Annotated in this window: 16 protein-coding genes; 9 read left to right on the forward strand and 7 right to left on the reverse strand. The window is 68.9% G+C overall.

The genetic code is table 11. The features are described from left to right. Genes M2317_RS05340 through M2317_RS05355 form a run of 4 tightly spaced genes read right to left on the reverse strand, consistent with a single transcriptional unit; the run spans window position 1 to window position 4,715 of the window. On the reverse strand, window positions 1-1,518 hold the full coding sequence (locus tag M2317_RS05340; RefSeq protein ID WP_429458035.1) for an extracellular solute-binding protein: 1,518 nt from the start codon (window positions 1,516-1,518) through the stop codon (window positions 1-3). A gap of 1 nt (window position 1,519) precedes the next feature. Continuing rightward, window positions 1,520-3,046: an extracellular solute-binding protein gene (locus M2317_RS05345; RefSeq protein WP_429458036.1), complete on the reverse strand. Its 1,527-nt coding sequence runs from the start codon at window positions 3,044-3,046 to the stop codon at window positions 1,520-1,522. Then, window positions 3,043-3,732 carry a YesL family protein gene (locus M2317_RS05350; protein WP_429458038.1) on the reverse strand — a complete coding sequence of 230 codons (690 nt, stop codon included), beginning with the start codon at window positions 3,730-3,732 and terminating at the stop codon, window positions 3,043-3,045. Before M2317_RS05350 ends, M2317_RS05345 begins: the two co-directional genes overlap by 4 nt. Then, on the reverse strand, window positions 3,732-4,715 hold the full coding sequence (locus M2317_RS05355) for an ABC transporter permease (RefSeq protein WP_429458040.1): 984 nt from the start codon (window positions 4,713-4,715) through the stop codon (window positions 3,732-3,734). Before M2317_RS05355 ends, M2317_RS05350 begins: the two co-directional genes overlap by 1 nt. A 231-nt stretch (window positions 4,716-4,946) precedes the next feature. Between M2317_RS05355 and M2317_RS05360 the strand changes: the two genes are divergently transcribed. From M2317_RS05360 to M2317_RS05375, 4 genes are all read left to right on the forward strand, one after another. Further along, window positions 4,947-5,687, forward strand: coding sequence for a copper homeostasis protein CutC (locus M2317_RS05360; RefSeq protein ID WP_429458043.1), 741 nt, complete (start codon window positions 4,947-4,949; stop codon window positions 5,685-5,687). A 45-nt stretch (window positions 5,688-5,732) separates the two neighbouring features. Continuing rightward, entirely contained in the window at window positions 5,733-6,611 is an 879-nt protein-coding gene (locus tag M2317_RS05365) for an alpha/beta fold hydrolase (protein WP_429458046.1), read from the forward strand. Between the two features lie 37 nt (window positions 6,612-6,648). After that, window positions 6,649-7,698, forward strand: a complete 1,050-nt coding sequence (locus M2317_RS05370; RefSeq protein WP_429458048.1) for a lipoate--protein ligase family protein — start codon at window positions 6,649-6,651, stop codon at window positions 7,696-7,698. A 65-nt stretch (window positions 7,699-7,763) separates the two neighbouring features. After that, complete coding sequence (locus tag M2317_RS05375; RefSeq protein ID WP_429458713.1) at window positions 7,764-8,675, forward strand: DNA-methyltransferase; 912 nt, start codon at window positions 7,764-7,766, stop codon at window positions 8,673-8,675. Here the strand turns inward: M2317_RS05375 and aztA are convergent. Next, complete coding sequence (gene aztA, locus M2317_RS05380) at window positions 8,662-9,336, reverse strand: zinc ABC transporter ATP-binding protein AztA (protein ID WP_429458051.1); 675 nt, start codon at window positions 9,334-9,336, stop codon at window positions 8,662-8,664. The two genes, M2317_RS05375 and aztA, sit on opposite strands and share 14 nt — an antisense overlap. Window positions 9,337-9,390: 54 nt before the next feature. On the opposite strand from aztA, the gene aztB reads away from it, so the two are divergent. From aztB to aztD, 4 genes are all read left to right on the forward strand, one after another. Beyond that, a complete protein-coding gene (aztB, locus tag M2317_RS05385; RefSeq protein WP_429458053.1) occupies window positions 9,391-10,245 on the forward strand; it encodes a zinc ABC transporter permease AztB in 855 nt (284 codons plus the stop codon). Then, complete coding sequence (locus tag M2317_RS05390) at window positions 10,242-11,447, forward strand: hypothetical protein (RefSeq protein WP_429458054.1); 1,206 nt, start codon at window positions 10,242-10,244, stop codon at window positions 11,445-11,447. The genes aztB and M2317_RS05390 overlap by 4 nt, the downstream gene beginning before the upstream one ends. Next, complete coding sequence (locus M2317_RS05395; protein ID WP_429458056.1) at window positions 11,444-12,352, forward strand: metal ABC transporter solute-binding protein, Zn/Mn family; 909 nt, start codon at window positions 11,444-11,446, stop codon at window positions 12,350-12,352. The genes M2317_RS05390 and M2317_RS05395 overlap by 4 nt, the downstream gene beginning before the upstream one ends. Window positions 12,353-12,423: 71 nt before the next feature. Then, window positions 12,424-13,614, forward strand: coding sequence for a zinc metallochaperone AztD (gene aztD, locus M2317_RS05400; RefSeq protein ID WP_429458059.1), 1,191 nt, complete (start codon window positions 12,424-12,426; stop codon window positions 13,612-13,614). 1 nt (window position 13,615) lies between these two features. On the opposite strand, the gene M2317_RS05405 is transcribed toward aztD, so the two are convergent. Together M2317_RS05405 and M2317_RS05410 are read right to left on the reverse strand one after the other, a co-directional pair. Continuing rightward, window positions 13,616-15,082: a carboxylesterase/lipase family protein gene (locus M2317_RS05405; protein WP_429458061.1), complete on the reverse strand. Its 1,467-nt coding sequence runs from the start codon at window positions 15,080-15,082 to the stop codon at window positions 13,616-13,618. Continuing rightward, on the reverse strand, window positions 15,079-15,669 hold the full coding sequence (locus tag M2317_RS05410) for a TetR/AcrR family transcriptional regulator (RefSeq protein ID WP_429458063.1): 591 nt from the start codon (window positions 15,667-15,669) through the stop codon (window positions 15,079-15,081). Before M2317_RS05410 ends, M2317_RS05405 begins: the two co-directional genes overlap by 4 nt. A gap of 124 nt (window positions 15,670-15,793) precedes the next feature. Between M2317_RS05410 and M2317_RS05415 the strand changes: the two genes are divergently transcribed. Continuing rightward, window positions 15,794-18,058 (forward strand): glycoside hydrolase family 3 C-terminal domain-containing protein, encoded by a 2,265-nt coding sequence (locus tag M2317_RS05415; RefSeq protein ID WP_429458066.1) that lies wholly within the window; start codon window positions 15,794-15,796, stop codon window positions 18,056-18,058. Window positions 18,059-18,100 lie beyond the last annotated feature (42 nt).

Consider the following 18,100-nt stretch of genomic DNA (forward strand, 5'->3'; position numbering starts at 1 on the left):
TCAGTTGTTCTCCGCGTAGGAGGCGCTGAGCTCTTCGATGATGGTGCTCAGGCCCTGGCCGTCGAGCTTCTCGATCGCGTCCTCGTAGCCGGCCATGTCGAGCTGACCGACCATGTACTTGTTGTACGCGTCGTTCGCGGCCTGCTGGATCGTGGACCAGCTCTGGTCGAACGCGTCGGACGAGAGCGGCAGCGACGGGTCGACCACCGCGAACTCCGTGTTCTCTTCGATCTTCTCGTTGCCCTCATCGACGTACGGCGTCGAGCTCTTGAACGTGACGACGTTGTCGCTGGGGCGGGACGACGAGTACGGCTGCACCTCCTGCTCCCACTTGGGCTGGTCGGCGATCGTCACGACGCCGTCGGCGTCGACCGTGTAGTGCTCGTCTTCGATGCCGTTCGTCATGAGCGTGAACGCCTCTTCATCGAGCAGCTTGTCGATGAATGCGAGCATGCCTCGGAGCTCGTCCTCCGTCTCGACCTGGCTCTTCGACATGGCCAGCCAGCCGCCGAAGCCGCCGTTGGTGTCGGAGATGATGCGTCGCGGCACATCCTCGAAGGTGATGTCGTTGATCAGCGCCCATGACATCGGCGTGTTCGGGTCGGAGCTCACTGCGAGGTTCATGTAGCCCTTCGGCTCGAACAGTCCGGTCACGACGATGCCGCCCTTGCCCTGGGCGATCGCGTCGATCTGGTTCTGCTTCTGCATCGTGACGAACTCGCCGTTGACCGCGCCCTGCTCGTACAGGCCGCGGTACCACTCCATGGCCTGTTTGAACTCGTCGGTCTGGAAGGTCGGGATGACCTCGTCGTCCTCGACGACGAAGTTGTTCCCTGCGCCGAAGTAGCCGGCGAGGCTCTTGAACCCGAGCTTGAAGCTCTCCAGGCGGTCGAGGAATCCCGTGGTGTCATCCTTGCCGTTGCCGTCCGGGTCCTGCGTCGCGAAGGCCACAGCGACCTCGCCGAGCTCTTCGATCGTGTGCGGGACGTCCAGGCCGAGGTTGTCCAGCCAGTCCTGACGGACGATCACGCCGTACCGCGCGATCGGCTTCTGGAACGGCACACCGTAGAGGTGCCCGTCCACGCGAGCGGACGCGATCGTCTGGTCGTCGATCTTGGACAGGTTCGGGTAATCGTCGAGGTACGGTTCGACGTCCCAGAACTGGCCGGACTTCAGCGCCTGGCGCACCGAGGTGTTCGAGATGTTGGTCAGTGATGTGATGTCGGCGAGCGAGTCCGACGCCAGTGCGGCATTGATCTTCTCGTCGGCGGAGGCGGCAGGAACCCATTGGAAGTCCAGTTCGGCTCCGGTGGTCTCCTCCAAAGCGGTCTGGATGGGGCCGTCCGCGTCCGGAGTCGTCGGCGTGTGCAGAATCGCCATCCAGGAGATCTCCTCGGGGATCTCGGCGGCTCCACCACCGTCGGCGGATGCGTCGCCCGATGCGCCGCATCCGACGAGCGCGAGTGCGACGACGGCAGCCGAGGCGGTGGCGAGCGTCAGTCGGGAACGGTTGCGCATCTCAGTTGTTCTCCGCGTAGGAGGCGCTGAGCTCTTCGATGATGGTGTCGAGGCCCTGGCCGTCGAGCTTCTCGATCGCGTCCTCGTAGCCGGCCATGTCGAGCTGGCCGACCATGTACTTGTTGTACGCGTCGTTGGCGGCCTGCTGGATCGTGGACCAGCTCTGGTCGAACGCGTCGGACGACAGCGGTGCAGAGGGATCGACCACCGCGAACTCGGCGTTCTCGGCCATCTTCTCGTTGCCCTCGTCGACGTACGGCGTGGAGCTCTTGAACGTCGTCACGATGTCGGACGGCCGGGACGAGTTGTACGGCTGCACCTCCTGCTCCCACTTCGGCTGATCGCTGATCGTCACGACGCCGTCGGCGTCGATCGTGTAGTGCTCGTCCTCGATGCCGTTGGTCATCAGGGCGAACGCCTCTTCATCGAGCAGCTTGTCGATGAACGCGAGGATGCCCTTCAGTTCGGCCTCGTCCTTGACCTCGCTGGTCGACATGGCCAGCCAGCCGCCGAAGCCGCCGTTGGTGTCGGAGATGATGCGTCGCGGCACGTCCTCGAAGGTGATGTCGTTGATCAGCGCCCAGGCCATCGGGGTGTTCGGGTCGGCGCTCGTGGCCAGGTTCATGTAGTTCTTGGCCTCGAACAGACCCGTCACGATGATGCCGCCCTTGCCCTGGGCGATGGCATCCTGCTGGTTCTGCTTCTGCATGGTGACGAACTCGCCGTTGATCGCGCCCTGCTCGTACAGGCCGCGGTACCACTCCATGGCCTCCTTGAACTCGTCGGTCTGGAAGGTCGGGATGACCTTGTCGTCCTCGACGACGAAGTTGTTGCCAGCGCCGAAGTAGCCCGCCAGCGTCTTGAATCCGAGCTTGAAGCTCTCCAGACGGTCGATGAAACCCGTGGTGTCGTTCTGGCCGTTGCCGTCGGGGTCCTGAGTGGCGAAGGCCACGGCGACTTCGCTGAGCTCTTCGATCGTGTGCGGGGTCTCGAGCCCGAGGTTGTCGAGCCAGTCCTGACGCACGAGGACGCCGTAGCGGGCGATGGGCTTCTGCACCGGAACGCCGTACAGGTGACCGTCGACGCGTGCCGAGGCGATCGTCTTCTCGTCGATCTTGGAGAGATTCTCGTAGTCCTTCAGGTACGGTTCGACGTCCCAGAACTGGCCGGACTTCAGAGCCTGGCGGACAGAGGTGTTCGTGGTGTTCGACAGCGAGGTGATGTCGGCGAGCGAGTCCGACGCCAGTGCGGCGTTGATCTTCTCATCCTTGGAGGCATCCGGCACCCACTGGAAGTTGATCTCGGTGCCCGTGTACTCCGCGAGCGCGGTCGCGATCGGCCCGTCGGCCTCGGGCGTGGTGGGGGTGTGGAGCATCGCCATCCAGGTGATGCTCTCCGGGGCGGTGACTTCTCCGCTGCTGCCTTCGTTGCTGTTCGCGGGTGCGTCGGACGCTCCGCACGCGGTGAGCGCGAGCGATGCGATGGCGACGGAAGCGACGGCGATTCCGAGCCTTGAGTGATTCCTCATTCTGATGTTCCTCTCGCAAGGTGGAGACGGGCCGGCGCGGTCGCGCGGGCCCTGGGGGGTGAGGTCTGAGTGGCGGTGCCGTCGGCATCCGCGGCGAGCTGCCCGAAGACGATGCGCGTGACGAAGCCGATGGCGGCCGCCGGGATGCCGATGCCGAACAGCACCAGCAGTGGAAGGGCGAACGTCGTCAGCAGCCACACCGTGACGCCGACCGCGGTGGCCGCGAGGATCGTCCAGTGCAGGGAGCCGACGCCGAGCATGAGCGCGGCGGCGATCTGGCGGTGGAGGCCGCGGACGTCGGTCGCGGCCATCACGGGGAAGACGTAGCCCGCGATGACGGCGATCACGGCCAGGGCGGCGACGTTGCCGAACTGCAGCAGCCACGTCGAGGCGGCGAAGATGTTGGTGATGACGATCGCCGCAGCAGCACTGAGGATCCAGCCCATCGCCGCCGAACGCCAGTAGTGCGTGCGCAGGTGGCCGATGAAGGCGCGCGTGACCGGCGGCGTCTCGCCGAACCGGAACCAGCGGTCGATGTAGGCCGCCACGGCGTAGGACGCAGGGCCGATGCCGAACACCACGAGGCCGAGCAGAGTCGTCGCCATCCACAGCAGGTTCAGGTAGGCGATCCGGTACACGCCGCGCAGGAACAGGTTGATGCGCATGAAGCCCTCGAACGAGAACATCAGAACACGCCTTCCTCGCCGAACTTCTTCGCCAGCCGGTTGGCCATGATCACGAGGACGAGACCGACCAGGCCCTTGAAGAGGCCGACGGCGGTGGCGTAGCTGAGCTGCCCGTTCTGGATACCGGCCGTGTACACGTAGGTGTCGAAGATCTCGCCGACCTCGCGGTTGAGCGAGTTCAGCATGAGGAACATGTGCTCGAAGCCGAGCTCGAGGAAGTCGCCGATCGACAGGATGAACATGACGATGATGGTGGGGCGGATCGCCGGCAGCGTGATGTGCCAGGTCTGCCGCCAGCGGCCTGCGCCATCGATCTCAGCGGCTTCGTACAGCTGAAGGTCGACGGCGGTCATCGCCGCGAGGTAGATGATCGTTCCCCAGCCGGCGCTCTTCCAGATCTCCTGGACCGTGTAGAGGGGCCGCAGCCAGTTCGGATCCGTCAGGAAGGGCACCTCGTCGAAGCCCCAGGAGACGAGCAGGTTGTTGATGCCGCCGCCGTCCGTGGTCAGCAGCACGTAGAACAGCGAGACGACGATCACCCACGACATGAAGTGCGGTAGATAGATGACGGTCTGGATGCTGCGCTGGAACACCCGTGTGCGCACCTCGTTCAGAAGGAGCGCGAGGATGATCGGCACGGGGAACGCGAACACCAGCAGCAGCAGCGAGATGATCACCGTGTTGGTGAGCAGCATGATGAAGGTGTCTTCGGTGAAGAACCGGATGAAGTGCTCGAACCCGACCCAGGGGCTGCCGCCGATGCCGCGGAACGGCGAGTAGTCCTGGAAGGCGATCACCAGCCCGCCCATGGGCACGTACTTGAAGACGATGAAGTACACGATGCCGGGCAGCGCCATGAGGTACAGCGCCTTGTGCCGCCAGATCTGCTGCCACCATGGGCGAGCACGGTAGGTGGGAGGCGGTGCGTCTGTCACGTCGGGAACGTCCGGCTCCGCGGTCTGGGGAGCAGACAGCACGGTCATGCCTGCGTCCGCATCATCGCCAGTTCGGTCCACATTCGAGGCCTCTTCCTGCGCTCATCATCGAGTTCGGGTGCCGGTCGCCGCGAGAGAAAACGCTTCTTCGGTAACCGGTTTCCCGAGACTAGCACGGGACGCCGTCGGCAACAACCGTTCGTTTCGACCGTGATCGAAGCGATTGCCTACAACGTTAGAGGCGGTGCGGAAACGAGTCGGGCCGTGTGGCACGGGAGAATGGATGCCGTGACCCTCGCTCTCGAACTCGCCGTCCAGGACATCGCCGGAGTGCGCATCGCTCGGGAGGTGGGCGCCGCGCGTGTCGAGCTCACTCAGGCGCTCGCGCTCGGCGGGCTGACCCCGTCGCCTGCAACGCTCGAGCGCGCGCTCGCCGAAGCGACCGCCGGTGGTCCGGAGGTGCACGTGCTCGTGCGCCCGCGGGCTGGTGGCTTCCACTACGACGCGGACGAATTGGACGTGATCGAGCGGGACGTGCGCTTCGCCGTCTCCGCCGGTGCGGTCGGTGTCGTGGTCGGCTGCCTCGACGCGGCCGGCCGACTCGATCGGGATGCGATGGCCCGGCTGGTGGATGCCGCGGGTGGTGCCGCGGTGACGCTGCACCGCGCGATCGACGTCACGGCGGATCCCGTCACCACGATGCACACTGCCCGCGAGTTGGGGTTGACCCGGATCCTCACCTCCGGTGGCGCCTCGGCCGCGATCGACGGCATCGATGTGCTCCGTCGCCTGGTCGAGGAGGCGGCCGGTGGAATCCAGATCATGGCGGGGAGCGGAGTGGATGCGGCATCCGTCGCGGAGATCGTCGCGACCGGCGTCGATGCCGTGCACTTCTCCGCCAAGCGCACCGTCGCCGCATCCGGCGGTGTGCGCATGGGGTCGGCCGCCGACGGTGTCGGAGGCCACGAGGTCACCGACCGGCTCGCCGCCTTCGCTGTGCTCGAGGCGCTGGGGCTCTGACGAGGGGTGCGGACAGCGAGCGGTCGCGTCCGTAGACTCTCTGCCATGGCCGACCCCCGCAATGCCGCGTCCCGTACAGCCGAGTACACGGATGCCCACGGCATCACGATCGTCTACGACGTCCATCCGGCCGAGGGCGCGGCGCGCGGGGTCGTGCAGCTGCTGCACGGCGTCGGCGAGCACGCCGGCCGCTACGGCGAACTCATCGGGGCGCTGACCCGCGAGGGCTTCACCGTCTACGCCGACGATCATCGGGGGCACGGTCGTACCGGCATGCGCCAGCACGGGGACGCTGCGAAGCTCGGCCGTCTCGGCAAGGGAGGTCTGCACGCCGCGAAGAACGCGATCTGGCAGCTCACCGGCATCATCCGCGACGAGAACCCCGATTTGCCGCTCGTGCTCTTCGGTCACTCGTGGGGATCGTTCCTCGCGCAGATGCTCGTGAATGATCATCCAGAGGCGTGGGATGCCGTCGTGCTGTCCGGCTCGGCGCTGCGGACGCCGCTGATGCTCAACGCCGCGCCGCTCAACGCGCGCTGGGAGGGCGAGAACGCCACCGGCTACGAATGGCTCAGCCGGGACGCCGCGGTGTGGGAGGAGTTCGACACGGACCCGCTCACGACCAACGTGCCGCTGCTGAAGCTGTTCGGCCCGGTCGAGGCGCTCAAGCTGTACGGTCGACCGAAGAAGCGCCTGGGGCGCGACATCCCGATGCTGCTCATGGTGGGGCGAGACGACGCCGTCGGCGGTCCGCGGAGCGTGCATCGCCTCGCCGACGAGTACCGGGAGCGGTCCGGGCTCACCGACGTGACGACGCTCGTCTACCCCGACGCCCGCCACGAGATCTTCAACGAGCTGCAGCAGGGCGCCGTGCGCGCCGACCTGCTGGCCTGGCTCGACAAGCACATCCCCTCCCGCGGCTGAGCGGCACAGGTCACGCCGCCCGGCGTAGGCTGGGACCGTGCATGGTGAGTACAAGGTCCCGGGTGGAAAGCTCGTCGTCGTCGACCTCGAGGTCAAGGACGGGCGGATCGAGGGATTCCGGCTCGCCGGAGACTTCTTCCTCGAGCCCGACACCGCTCTCGACGACATCGATGCGGCCGTCAACGGCCTGATGGTGGAGTCGGATGCCACGGCGATCGCCGCAGCGGTCCGCGGTGCCCTCCCCGACGGTGCCCAGCTGCTCGGCTTCACGCCCGAAGCGGTCGGCACCGCCGTCCGGCGAGCTCTGGTCACCGCCCCCGGCTGGCAGGACTTCGACTGGGAGATCGTGCACGAGAAGGCCGTGTCCCCCCGCATGAATCTCGCGCTCGACGAGGTGCTCACCTCGCGTGTGGGCGAGGGGCGCCGCCGTCCGACGCTGCGCATCTGGGAGTGGAACGAATCCGCCGTCGTGATCGGCTCGTTCCAGTCGTACCGCAACGAGGTCGACCCTGACGGCGCCGCCCGCCACGGGTTCGACGTCGTCCGCCGCATCTCCGGCGGAGGGGCGATGCTCATGGCGGCGGGTCAGATCATCACGTACTCGCTGTACGTCCCGGCATCCCTCGTCCAAGGTCTGACGTTCGCCGACTCCTACGCCTTCCTCGACGACTGGGTGCTGCAGGCGCTGCGCTCGCTCGGCATCGACGCGACCTACCAGCCCCTCAACGACATCGCCTCACCCACGGGCAAGATCGGCGGGGCCGCCCAGAAGCGCCTCGCCAACGGCGGCGTGCTGCACCACGCGACCCTGTCGTACGACATCGACGGTCAGGTGATGACCGAGGTGCTGCGCATCGGCCGCGAGAAGCTCAGCGACAAGGGCACCACGTCGGCGGCGAAGCGCGTTGATCCGCTGCGCAGCCAGACCGGGCTCTCCCGTGCCGAGATCATCGAACGGTTCAAGGACACGTTCCGCTCGCTGACCCACGCCGAGGATGGTGCGATCACGGCCGACGAGTACGCGGATGCCGAGGCCCTCGTCGAGTCGAAGTTCTCGACCGACGCGTGGCTCCAGCGGGTTCCGTGACCCCCACGCACCCCTCGGAGAACCGCTCCGCGCTTCCCGGAGCATCCGGGGCGCGCGGCCCCTCCGTGGATCCTGCGCCGCGGCACGCCGACGCCCTCGGCTCCGTCTCGATCGTCCACGGAGACAGCCTCGACGTCGCGAAGACGCTGCCGACGGCATCCTTCGCGCTGGTCTATCTCGACCCGCCGTTCAACACCGGCCGTGCCCAGGAACGGCAGGTCGTCACGTCCCGGCGGTTCACCGAGCAGCCGGAGCTCGAGATCGAGCAGCCGGGCGAGGAAGAGGCCTCCGAGAAGGAGATCAGGCACGGCTTCCACGGGCACGCCTACGAGCGCGTCCGCGGGATGCTGCGCACGTACGACGACCGCTTCGACGACTACGGTGCGTTCCTCATGCCGAGGCTCGAGGAGGCCTGGCGGCTGCTCACCGATGACGGCACGCTCTATCTGCACCTCGACTACCGTGAGGCGCACTACGCCAAGGTCATGATGGATGCCGTCTTCGGCCGCGAGTGCTTCCTCAACGAGCTCATCTGGGCGTACGACTACGGCGGGAAGTCGCGCAGGCGCTGGCCGACCAAGCACGACACGATCCTCGTGTACGTCAAGAATCCGGGTGCGTACTACTTCGATTCGGAAGCCGTCGATCGCGAGCCGTACATGGCGCCTGGGCTCGTGACGCCCGAGAAGGCGGCGAGGGGAAAGCTCCCCACGGACGTCTGGTGGCACACGATCGTGCCCACCACAGGGCGGGAGAAGACGGGGTACCCGACCCAGAAGCCGGAAGGGATCCTCCGGCGCATCGTCCAGGCGTCGAGCCGGCCAGGCGATCGCGTGCTCGATCTCTTCGCGGGCAGCGGCACCACCGGAGCCGTCGCGGCAGTATTCGGGCGCGATGCCGTGCTCGTCGACGACAACCCCGAGGCGATCCGCGTCATGCAGACCCGGATGCCGGGCGCCGAGGTCACCTCGCTCTGACAGTTGCCGCGACCAGGCCGTCCTCGAGCTCGAGCCGGTCGTCGATCCGGCGGAACTCTCCGGGGTCGTGCGTGACGGCCACGACCGCGGCGCCGGTCGAGGCGAGAAGATCGACCGCATCCGCGATGATCGCCCTCGAGTGCGCATCCAGCGCCGCCATCGGCTCGTCCAGCAGCACGAGGTCGGCCCGCTGGACGAGCGCCTGCGCCAGCAGCGCTCGCTGACGCTGGCCGCCGGAGAGCGCCCCGATCCGGCGCCGCGTCAGGTGCGTGAGCCCGACGGTCTCGATGGCGTCGGCCATGGCGGCGCGATCCGCCTTGCGAGCCGGTCGCCAGGAGCCCAGCCGCCCCCAGGTTCCCATCGCGACCAGATCGTGCACCGTCAGCGGCAGGCGCGGCGGCAGCGGCGTCGACTGCGGGACGAGAGCGATACGGGTGCCCGGCCGGACCTCGACCGACCCCCGCTGCGGTACGACGAGCCCGGCCGCCGCGCCCAGCAGCGTCGACTTGCCCGACCCGTTCGGCCCTGAGACCACCAGCAGCCGTCCGGCGTGCGCGTCCACGTCGATGCCGCGAAGCGCCGGATGCCCCTCGTGATCGACGGCGACACCGCGCATCGACAGCATGTGGGTCGTGGGCAGGAGGAGAGATGACGAGAACACGCCTTCATTATTGCAAATGAAAATCATTCTCAATAACTGATACAGTCGCTCCCTGTGACCCTTCTCGACCCGTTCACCATCGCCTTCGTGCAGCGTGCCCTGCTCACCGGCATGCTCGTCGCCGTGATCTGCGGTGTCGTCGGCACCTGGGTGGTGCTGCGAGGCATGGCCTTCCTCGGTGAGGCCATGGCGCACGGCATGCTCCCGGGAATCGCCGTCGCGACTCTGATCGGGATCCCGGGCATCCTCGGTGCGGCCGGCAGCGCCGCCGGCATGTCCGTCGGAATCGGCGTGCTGCAGCGCCGAGGGCGGCTGTCGGCGGACACGAGCATCGGGCTGCTGTTCGTCGCGAGCCTCGCGCTCGGAGTCATCATCATCTCCGCCTCGCGCAGTTTCGCGACCGACGCCACCGCGATCCTGTTCGGCGACATCCTCGCCGCCTCCCTCGAGGACGTCGCGATGCTCGCTGCCGTCGCGATCATCACGCTCGCCGTCGCGGCGCTCGGCCACCGGGCGTTCGTCGCGCTCACGGTGGACCCTCGGCAGGCGCAGCTGCTGGGACTGCGTCCGAAGCTCGCCCACGTGCTGCTGGTCGGGCTCATCACTCTCGCCGTCGTGGCCGCCTATCAGGCGGTCGGATCCCTGCTCGTGGTCGGCATGCTGCTCGGCCCGGCGGTCGCTGCCGGTCGCTGGGCGACGCGCATCCCCACGACCATGGCGCTCGCCGCTGTCATCGGCTGCGCCGCCGTCGCGGTGGGTCTCCTCGTCTCCTGGTACGCCGGCACCGCGGCCGGAGCGACGATCGCGTTCGTCTCGATCCTCGCCGCCGGTCTCTCCGCCGCACTGCACCGGTTCGCCCGGTTCGCCACCGTCGGGCGCCGCCGCGCCCTCTCCGAAAGGACCCCATGAGACTCCGTTTCGCCGCAGCATCCGGCATCCTCCTCCTGACGCTCGCAGGGTGCGCCGCACCTGCCGCGCCGGCACCCGAACCGACGTCATCGACGACGACGGAGGGCGACGGACACGGCCGGATCGAAGGGGCTCGCGAGCTCGCGGAGCCGGCGCTGCACCTCACGACGATCGATGTCGACGGCGTCGTGCATCACCTCGATCTCCTCGACGAGGAGACGTCCGTGCTGGCCGAGATCGAGCCGGTCGAGGACGTCGTGACGGACGGTCGATACCTCTTCGGCATCCGCGAAGGATCGGTCACCGTGATCGACAGCGGGGTGTGGACGTGGAGCCACATAGACCACTTCCACTACTACGAGGCTCCCGCACAGGTGCTCGGCGAGGTCACGGGGCAGGGCGTCGCCTCGGTCGCCACCGGCGACGTCGGCATCGGCATCCGGTTCGACGACGAGGCTGTTCTCCTCGACGCCCCGGCGCTCGCCGACGGGCAGCTCGAGGAGGCCTTCCGGATTCCGGCCGCCCGCGGCGGGCTGGTCGTGCCGCTGACGTCCGGGGCTGTGATGACGGATGCCGGAGGCGGCGCATCCCCGTCGCTGCGCGTGGTCGCAGCCGACGGCAGCACGGTCGGCGACGGCATCCCGTGCGAGAACGCCAGCGGGACGATCACGACGGTCGTCGGCGTCGTGATCGGCTGCGCGGACGGAGCCGTGATGTTCACCGGTGGCGACCCCGCCGCGGTCGAGCGCATCCCGTACCCCGAGGGGGCCGCGCCCGCTGCGATGGGCTTCGCCGCACGGGAGGCGCGCGCCCGCGTGGCGGCGGTCGCCGGCAGCACAGGGGTGTGGATCCTCGACACCCGGCAGCGGTCGTGGACCATCCAGGACGTCGGGGAGCCGATCGTGCAGGCCGCCGCGATCGATGATGCGGACGGGCGGGTGCTGGCGCTCACGGCGGACGGCGCCGTGCTCGTTCTCGCGGACGGGCAGGTCGTCGCGCGCACGGAGCCGCTCGCGACGGCATCCCTTGCGGATGCCGAGGCGGCCGACGGCGTGAAGTTCGTCGTCGACCAGAACCGGGCCTATCTGAACGGCCCGATCGAGCAGACGATGTGGGAGATCGATGCCGCCGACGGCGCGCGCGTCGCCCGGACGTTCGAGACGGCCTACGCGCCGCTGCATCTCGCGGGGACCGGACGATGAGTGGGGTACGTCGTATTGCGGCCGTCGTCGCCGCTGTCGGAGTGCTCGCCGGTCTGACCGGGTGCTCCGCCTCGGCATCCGACCGTCCGAGCGTCTACGTGACCACGAACATCCTCGGTGACGTCGTGTCCGAGATCGCCGGAGACCACCTGGATGTCGTGACGCTGATGGCCCCCGGCGCCGACCCGCACTCGTTCGAGCTCTCCGCCCAGCAGGCCGCAGGCATGCGTGCCGCCGACCTCGTCGTGGCGAACGGGCTCGGGCTCGAGGAGGGCCTGACCCAGCACGTCGAGGCGGCGGCCGACGAAGGCGTCGATGTGCTCCTCGCGGGCGACCACGTCGAGACGGTCGAGTACGCCGACGGCGCGGGCCCCGACCCGCACTTCTGGACGGACCCCGTGCAGATGCTCCTCGTCGTTGATGCTCTCGAGCTGGCGCTCGCGGAACTCGCCGGCAGCGGTGCGGCCGATGTCCGTGCGGCCGCGGACGCGTATCGGACAGAGCTCGCGCAGCTCGACGACGAGATGGCGACCGCGTTCGGAGCCATCCCGGCAGAGCATCGCGCGCTCGTCACGAATCATCACGTCTTCGGTTATCTGGCCCGCCGCTTCGATGTGACGCTGCTCGGCGCCGCCATTCCGGGCGGAACGACGCTTGCCGCGCCCAGCCTCGCCGACCTGCAGGAGCTCGTCGACGCGATCGATCGGGCCGGCGTGCGGACGATCTTCGCGGAGTCGTCCTCGCCCGCCCGCCTCGTGCAGGTGCTCGCCGACGAGGCCGATCGCGAGGTGGCGGTCGTCGAACTCATCACGGAGTCCCTCGCCGCGACGGGAGAACCCGGCGACACGTACCTCGACATGATGCGCGTCAACACCGATCGCATCGCCGAAGGACTCGCCCCCTGACCCCTGCCCGACAGGGCACCCCGCCCGAGAGGGCACCCACCCCGCCCGCGAGGGCGACGAAAGGAAGAACGATGACACAGCTCACGCGAACGGCGCGCTTCGTCGCAGGCGTCGCAGGCGCCGCCCTGCTCCTCGCCGGATGCGCCGGCCAACCAGCCGCCGAGGCGCCCGCCGACGAGCCCACTAGCACGGATGCCGCGAGCACCGGTCCGCGGATCGCGGTCGCCTACGAGGGCGGGGTGCTCGTCGTCGACGGCGAGACGCTCGACGTGATCGACGACCTGCCGTCCGAGGAGTTCGTCCGCCTCAACGCGGCCGGCGACGACCGCCATGTGTTCGTGACCACCTCGGAGGGCTTCCGGCTGCTCGACGTGCGCGAGCCGGAGCTCACCGATCAGGTCGTCGAGGCCGCGGCCGCCGGTCACGTGGTGCGCCACGGGGGCAGGACCGTGCTCTACGACGACGCCACCAGCGACACGACGATCTTCGACACGGCCGCGCTCGCCGAGGCGGACGGCGTGCTGCCGGATGCCGAGGTCATCGAGGGCGTCGACGCGCACCACGGCGTCTCGGTCGTCCTCGAGGACGGCACGTTCGTGACCACGGTCGGCGATGCGAGCGGGCGCACCGGCATCCGTGCGGTGGACGCCGACGGCGCCGAGATCGCGGTGAACGACCAGTGCCCCAACGTGCACGGCGAGGGCGCGGCCGCGGACGAGGCCCTCGTGTTCGGCTGCGAGGACGGCGCGCTCGTCTACGCCGACGGTGCGATCACCAAGCTCACCTCGCCCGACGAGTTCGGCCGCATCGGCAACGCCTACGCCACCGAGCACAGCCCGCTCGTCGTGATGGACTACAAGGACGACCCGGATGCCGAGGGCTACCTGCTGACGAACCTGGCGCTCGTGAACACCGAGGCGAAGACGATCCAGAAGGTCGCGCTGCCGGACGGGATCAGCTACACCTGGCGCGGCGTCACGCGCACCGAGGACGGCGACGCCGTCATGATCGGTTCGGACGGACGCCTGCACATCATCGACCCCGCCACGGGGGAGATCACGGCATCCCACGACGCGATCGAGGCGTGGGAGAGCCCGACCGAGTGGCAGCAGCCGCACCCCGCCATCGCGACTGTCGGCGATGTCGTGTATGTGACCGATTCGGCCAACAGCACGATCGTGGCGCTCGACCCGCACACCGGCGAGGAGATCGCGTCCGGTGAGCTGCCCCATGTGCCGAACGAGATCGTCGTCGTCGGCTGAGTCAGACGAGAGCGAGCACGTCGTCGTAGGCCGTGGTCGAGACCGGCAGGCCGTCGCCACCGAACACCCTCGCCGTCCCCGGCTCGGTCCGCCACGCGGGCCAGCCGGGGGCGCCGGCGGTGACGAACGAGACCGCGGCGCCGTGCAGGTCGTCCGCGAGCGACTGCGGCGGATTCGGGCCAGCCAGGTCCGAGACGCGCTCCCGATCGAGCCCGTCGAACCAGAACGGAACGTCGAGGCAGTGGCACGACCACCCCTTCGTCGGCGACACCCAGCTGAACGCGTAGACCCAGGTCTCGGCATCCGCTGTCCGGCGGGCCTCGGCGACGCGGACGACCAGGGTGCGGAAGACGTGGTCCGTGACGAACCGGCCGACCATCGCCGCCGATCCCTTCGCACGCTGCGGCCGGTTCGCCCGCAGGTACGCGCGCCGGACGCCGCGATCGCGCAGCACACCGCGCAGCAGGGCGGCCGAGGGAACGACCCGCAGCGCGCGCGGCGCCTGGTCGGCGATCATCGTGAACTCGTCGTCTGTGGCGCCGAGCGCGAGGGGCTTGTCGGAGCCGACGCCGGATGCCAGGGCGTCCACCGCGGGGCGCATGACCAGCTCGCCGTCGATGATCGGCCCCCAGGGCAGGCCGTCCTCTATGAGGCCGGACAGCAGTCCGAGTCCCTTGCGGCCGCCGACCGCCTGGGGCTGGGTCTTGAGGATGCGCGACTCGGAGACCGAGCGGAAGCCGGCGAGCGTCGGCTCGATCTCGAGGATCCTGGCGAGGCGCTCGCCGCGTTCCTTCGCGACATCCACCGGGATGTCGGCGAGCGCCGCCGATAGCGCGAGCGCACCGTGGAACAGGTGCTGGGCGCCGGGCATGCCCAGCAGGGTCAGCACCGCACCACCGCCGGCGGACTGTCCGCCGATCGTCACCCGATCCGGGTCCCCGCCGAAGGCGGCGATGTTCTGCTGCACCCACTCGAGCCCGGCGATCCAGTCCCGCACACCGCGGTTGTGCGGGGCGCCCTCGATCCAGCCGAACCCGTCGAAACCCAGCCGATACGACAGCGTCACCGTCACGACGCCGTCGCGATTGAACCGGCTGCCGTCGTACCACGGGCTCGCCGGCGACCCCTCGGTGTACCCGCCGCCGTGGATCCAGACCAGTACCGGGAGCTTCTCGTCGGACATCGGCGTGAACACGTTGACGTTGAGGATCGCATCGCCCGGGATCGGCGGCTCGGGGATCAGCGTCTCGCCGGGGTCGCGCCGCAGCGCGGTCGCGCCGTAGGTCGTCGCGTTGCGCACGTCGGTCCACGGCTCGGGCGGTACCGGGGCGGCGAAGCGAAGCGCCCCGACGGGAGCTTCGGCGAACGGGATGCCGAGGAACGCCGCAGAGGCGTTCGGCGTCCCGGCATCCCGCCAGAATCCGCGGACCGGACCGGATGCCGTCTGCACGACGGGTGCGTCGGTCACAGTGCTCCTCCTTTCGGTCCCGGACGCAGGGTGTCCAGGAACTGCTCGATGTGCGCGGCCATGTCGAGGTCCGGATCCAGGAGCCACATCGACTGCAGGCCGTCCGACAGCGCCTGCACGCTCGTCGCGACCCATGCGGGATCCAGATCGGCGCGGATGTCACCGTCCTCCTGGGCGCGGACGACGGCGGCGCGGAAGTGCTCCTGCAGGCCCTCGGTCCGCTCGCGGAAGAACGCGTGCGCCGGATGCTCCGGATCGACCGCTTCGACGGCGAGCTGGGCGTACAGCTGAACGAGCCCTGGCACGGTCGCGTTGTGGCGGATGACGGTGAGCAGCATGTCGATGCCGGCGCCGTCGGCACCGTACGCCGTCTGATCGTGCTCGTCGCGCTTGCGGAGGATTGCGGTGAAGAGCTCTTCCTTGCTGTCGAAGTAGTGCAGCAGGCCCGCGGCGCTGAGGCCGACGGCATCCGCGAGTTCCCGGACCGAGGCGCGTCGATACCCGTGGGCGGCGACGACTTCGAGTGCTGTCGTCAGGATCTCCTCGCGCTTGGCGATCCCCTTGGCATAGGCCCCGCGTCGCGTCATGGTGCCAGCGTATCGGCGCCGCGGCATCCACGGAAGCGAAAACCGAACACTGCTTGCTTTTTGCCGTCGAGAGGACGTATCCTGACCGAGCGATCCATGGCGGAAGCGGCGAAAGGCGAACCAGATGACCGACCCTCAGGACCTCACTCTCGAAGAGAAGGCATCGCTCACCAGTGGCGCCGACTTCTGGACGACCACGGCGATCGACCGGGCCGGCGTCCCGTCGATCATGCTCACCGACGGTCCGCACGGGCTGCGCAAGCAGGCCGCCGCCAGCGACCACCTCGGGTTGAACGACAGCGTCCCCGCGACCTGCTTCCCGCCGGCCGTCGCCCTCGGATCGAGCTTCGACCCCGAGCTCGCCGAGCGCGTCGGCGTGGCGCTGGGCGTGGAGTCCGCGATCGAGGACGTCGCGGTGATCCTCGGCCCCGGCATCAACATCAAGCGCTCGCCGCTGTGCGGTCGCAACTTCGAGTACGTCTCGGAGGACCCGATCCTCGCCGGCCGGATCGGAGCCGGCCTCGTCCGCGGTATCCAGTCGCAGGGCGTCGGATCGTCGCTCAAGCACTTCGCGGCGAACAATCAGGAGGACGATCGGATGCGCTCCTCGAGCGACATCGACCCGCGTCCGCTGCACGAGATCTACCTGCGCGGCTTCGAGTACGTCGTGAAGGACGCCCAGCCGTGGACGGTCATGTGCTCGTACAACCGCATCAACGGCGTGTACGCCTCGGAGGACCCGTGGCTGCTCGGCGACGTCCTGCGCGACGACTGGGGCTTCGAAGGCCTGGTCGTGTCGGACTGGGGCGCCGTGAACGAGCGCGTCAAGGGCCTGGCCGCCGGTCTCGACCTCGAGATGCCGGCGAGCGGCGGCTTCACGGATGCCCAGATCGTCGCCGCGGTGAAGGACGGGTCCCTCGATGAGTCGGTGCTCGACACCGCAGCCGGCCGAGTGCTCGACCTGGTCGCCAAGGCGCAGGCACGTCCGACCGTCACCGGGCCCCTGGATGCTGAGGCGCACCACGCTCTCGCGCGTGAGGTCGCCGGCCGTTCGATCGTGCTGCTGCAGAACGCTCCGGTGAACGGGACGCCCGTGCTCCCGCTGGCACCGTCGGCATCGATCGCCGTGATCGGCGAGTTCGCGCGCACTCCCCGCTTCCAGGGCGGCGGGTCGTCGCACATCAACCCGACCCGCCTCGATACCGCACTGGACGCCTTCGGGGACCGCGTCTCGTTCGCGCCCGGATTCACGTTCGACGGCTCGATCGGTGGACCTGTCGAAGCGTCGGGGGATGCCGAGGCGCTCCGCGCCGAGGCGGTCGCGCTCGCGGCGGAGAACGACGTGGCCGTGCTGTTCCTGGGGCTGCCCGATGCCGACGAGTCGGAGGGCTTCGACCGGACGCACCTCGATCTGCCCGCCGTCCAGCTCGAGCTGGTGGATGCCGTGCTCGCCGTGAACCCGAAGGTCGCGGTCGTGCTGTCGAACGGATCGGTCGTGGCGCTGCCCTTCGCCGATCGGGTGCCGGCGATCGTGGAGGCGTGGTTGCTCGGCCAGGCCGGCGGCTCGGCCACGGTCGATGTCCTCACTGGCGCCGTGAACCCGTCGGCACGGCTCGCGGAGACCATCCCGCATCGTCTCGAGGACACCCCGGCGTTCGGGAGCTTCCCCGGCGCGTTCGGTCACGTCCGTTACGGCGAAGGGGTCTTCGTCGGCTACCGCTGGTACGACGCGCGGAAGATGGATGTGGCGTTCCCGTTCGGTCACGGACTGTCGTACACGACGTTCTCCTACGGGGCGCCGACGGCCACGGTCGAAGGCGACGGCGACATCCGGGTCACCGTCGCCGTGACGAACACGGGTGCCGTCGACGGCCGCGAGGTCGTGCAGGTGTATGCCGCGCCCGAGACCTCGGCCGTCGAGCGCGCCCCGCGCGAGCTCAAGGCGTTCGCCTCGGTCGCGCTCGCCGCGGGTGAGACGCGGGACGTCTCGGTCGTCATCCGTCGCGAGGATCTCGCCTACTGGGACATCCGCGTCGACCGCTTCGTCGTCGAGGGCGGCTCCTACCGGGTCGAGGTCGGCGCGTCGAGCCGCGACCTGCGCGGCGCGACGTCGGTGCAGGTCGCCGGCGACGAGGTGCGCATCCCGCTGACGGCGAACTCATCGATCGGGGAGCTGCTGGCGCACCCGGTCACAGGTCCCATCGTTCGGGAGCAGCTGGCCGGTGGTCAGGAGGCCGCGGACGGTGCGATGGATGCCGGGATCATGACCGACGAGGCGATGGCGAAGATGATGGCGTCGTTCCCCATCGGGCGGCTCGCCGGGTTCCCCGGTATGGGCATCGACCGCGAGCAGATCGAGCAGCTGATCGCGCTCGGCAACCGGTCCTAGTCGCTCGCAAGCTTCTTCAGTCGGGTATGACACAATGTGTCG

The sequence above is a fragment of the Microbacterium sp. ZKA21 genome (assembly GCF_050434165.1).
Lineage (GTDB): Bacteria > Actinomycetota > Actinomycetes > Actinomycetales > Microbacteriaceae > Microbacterium.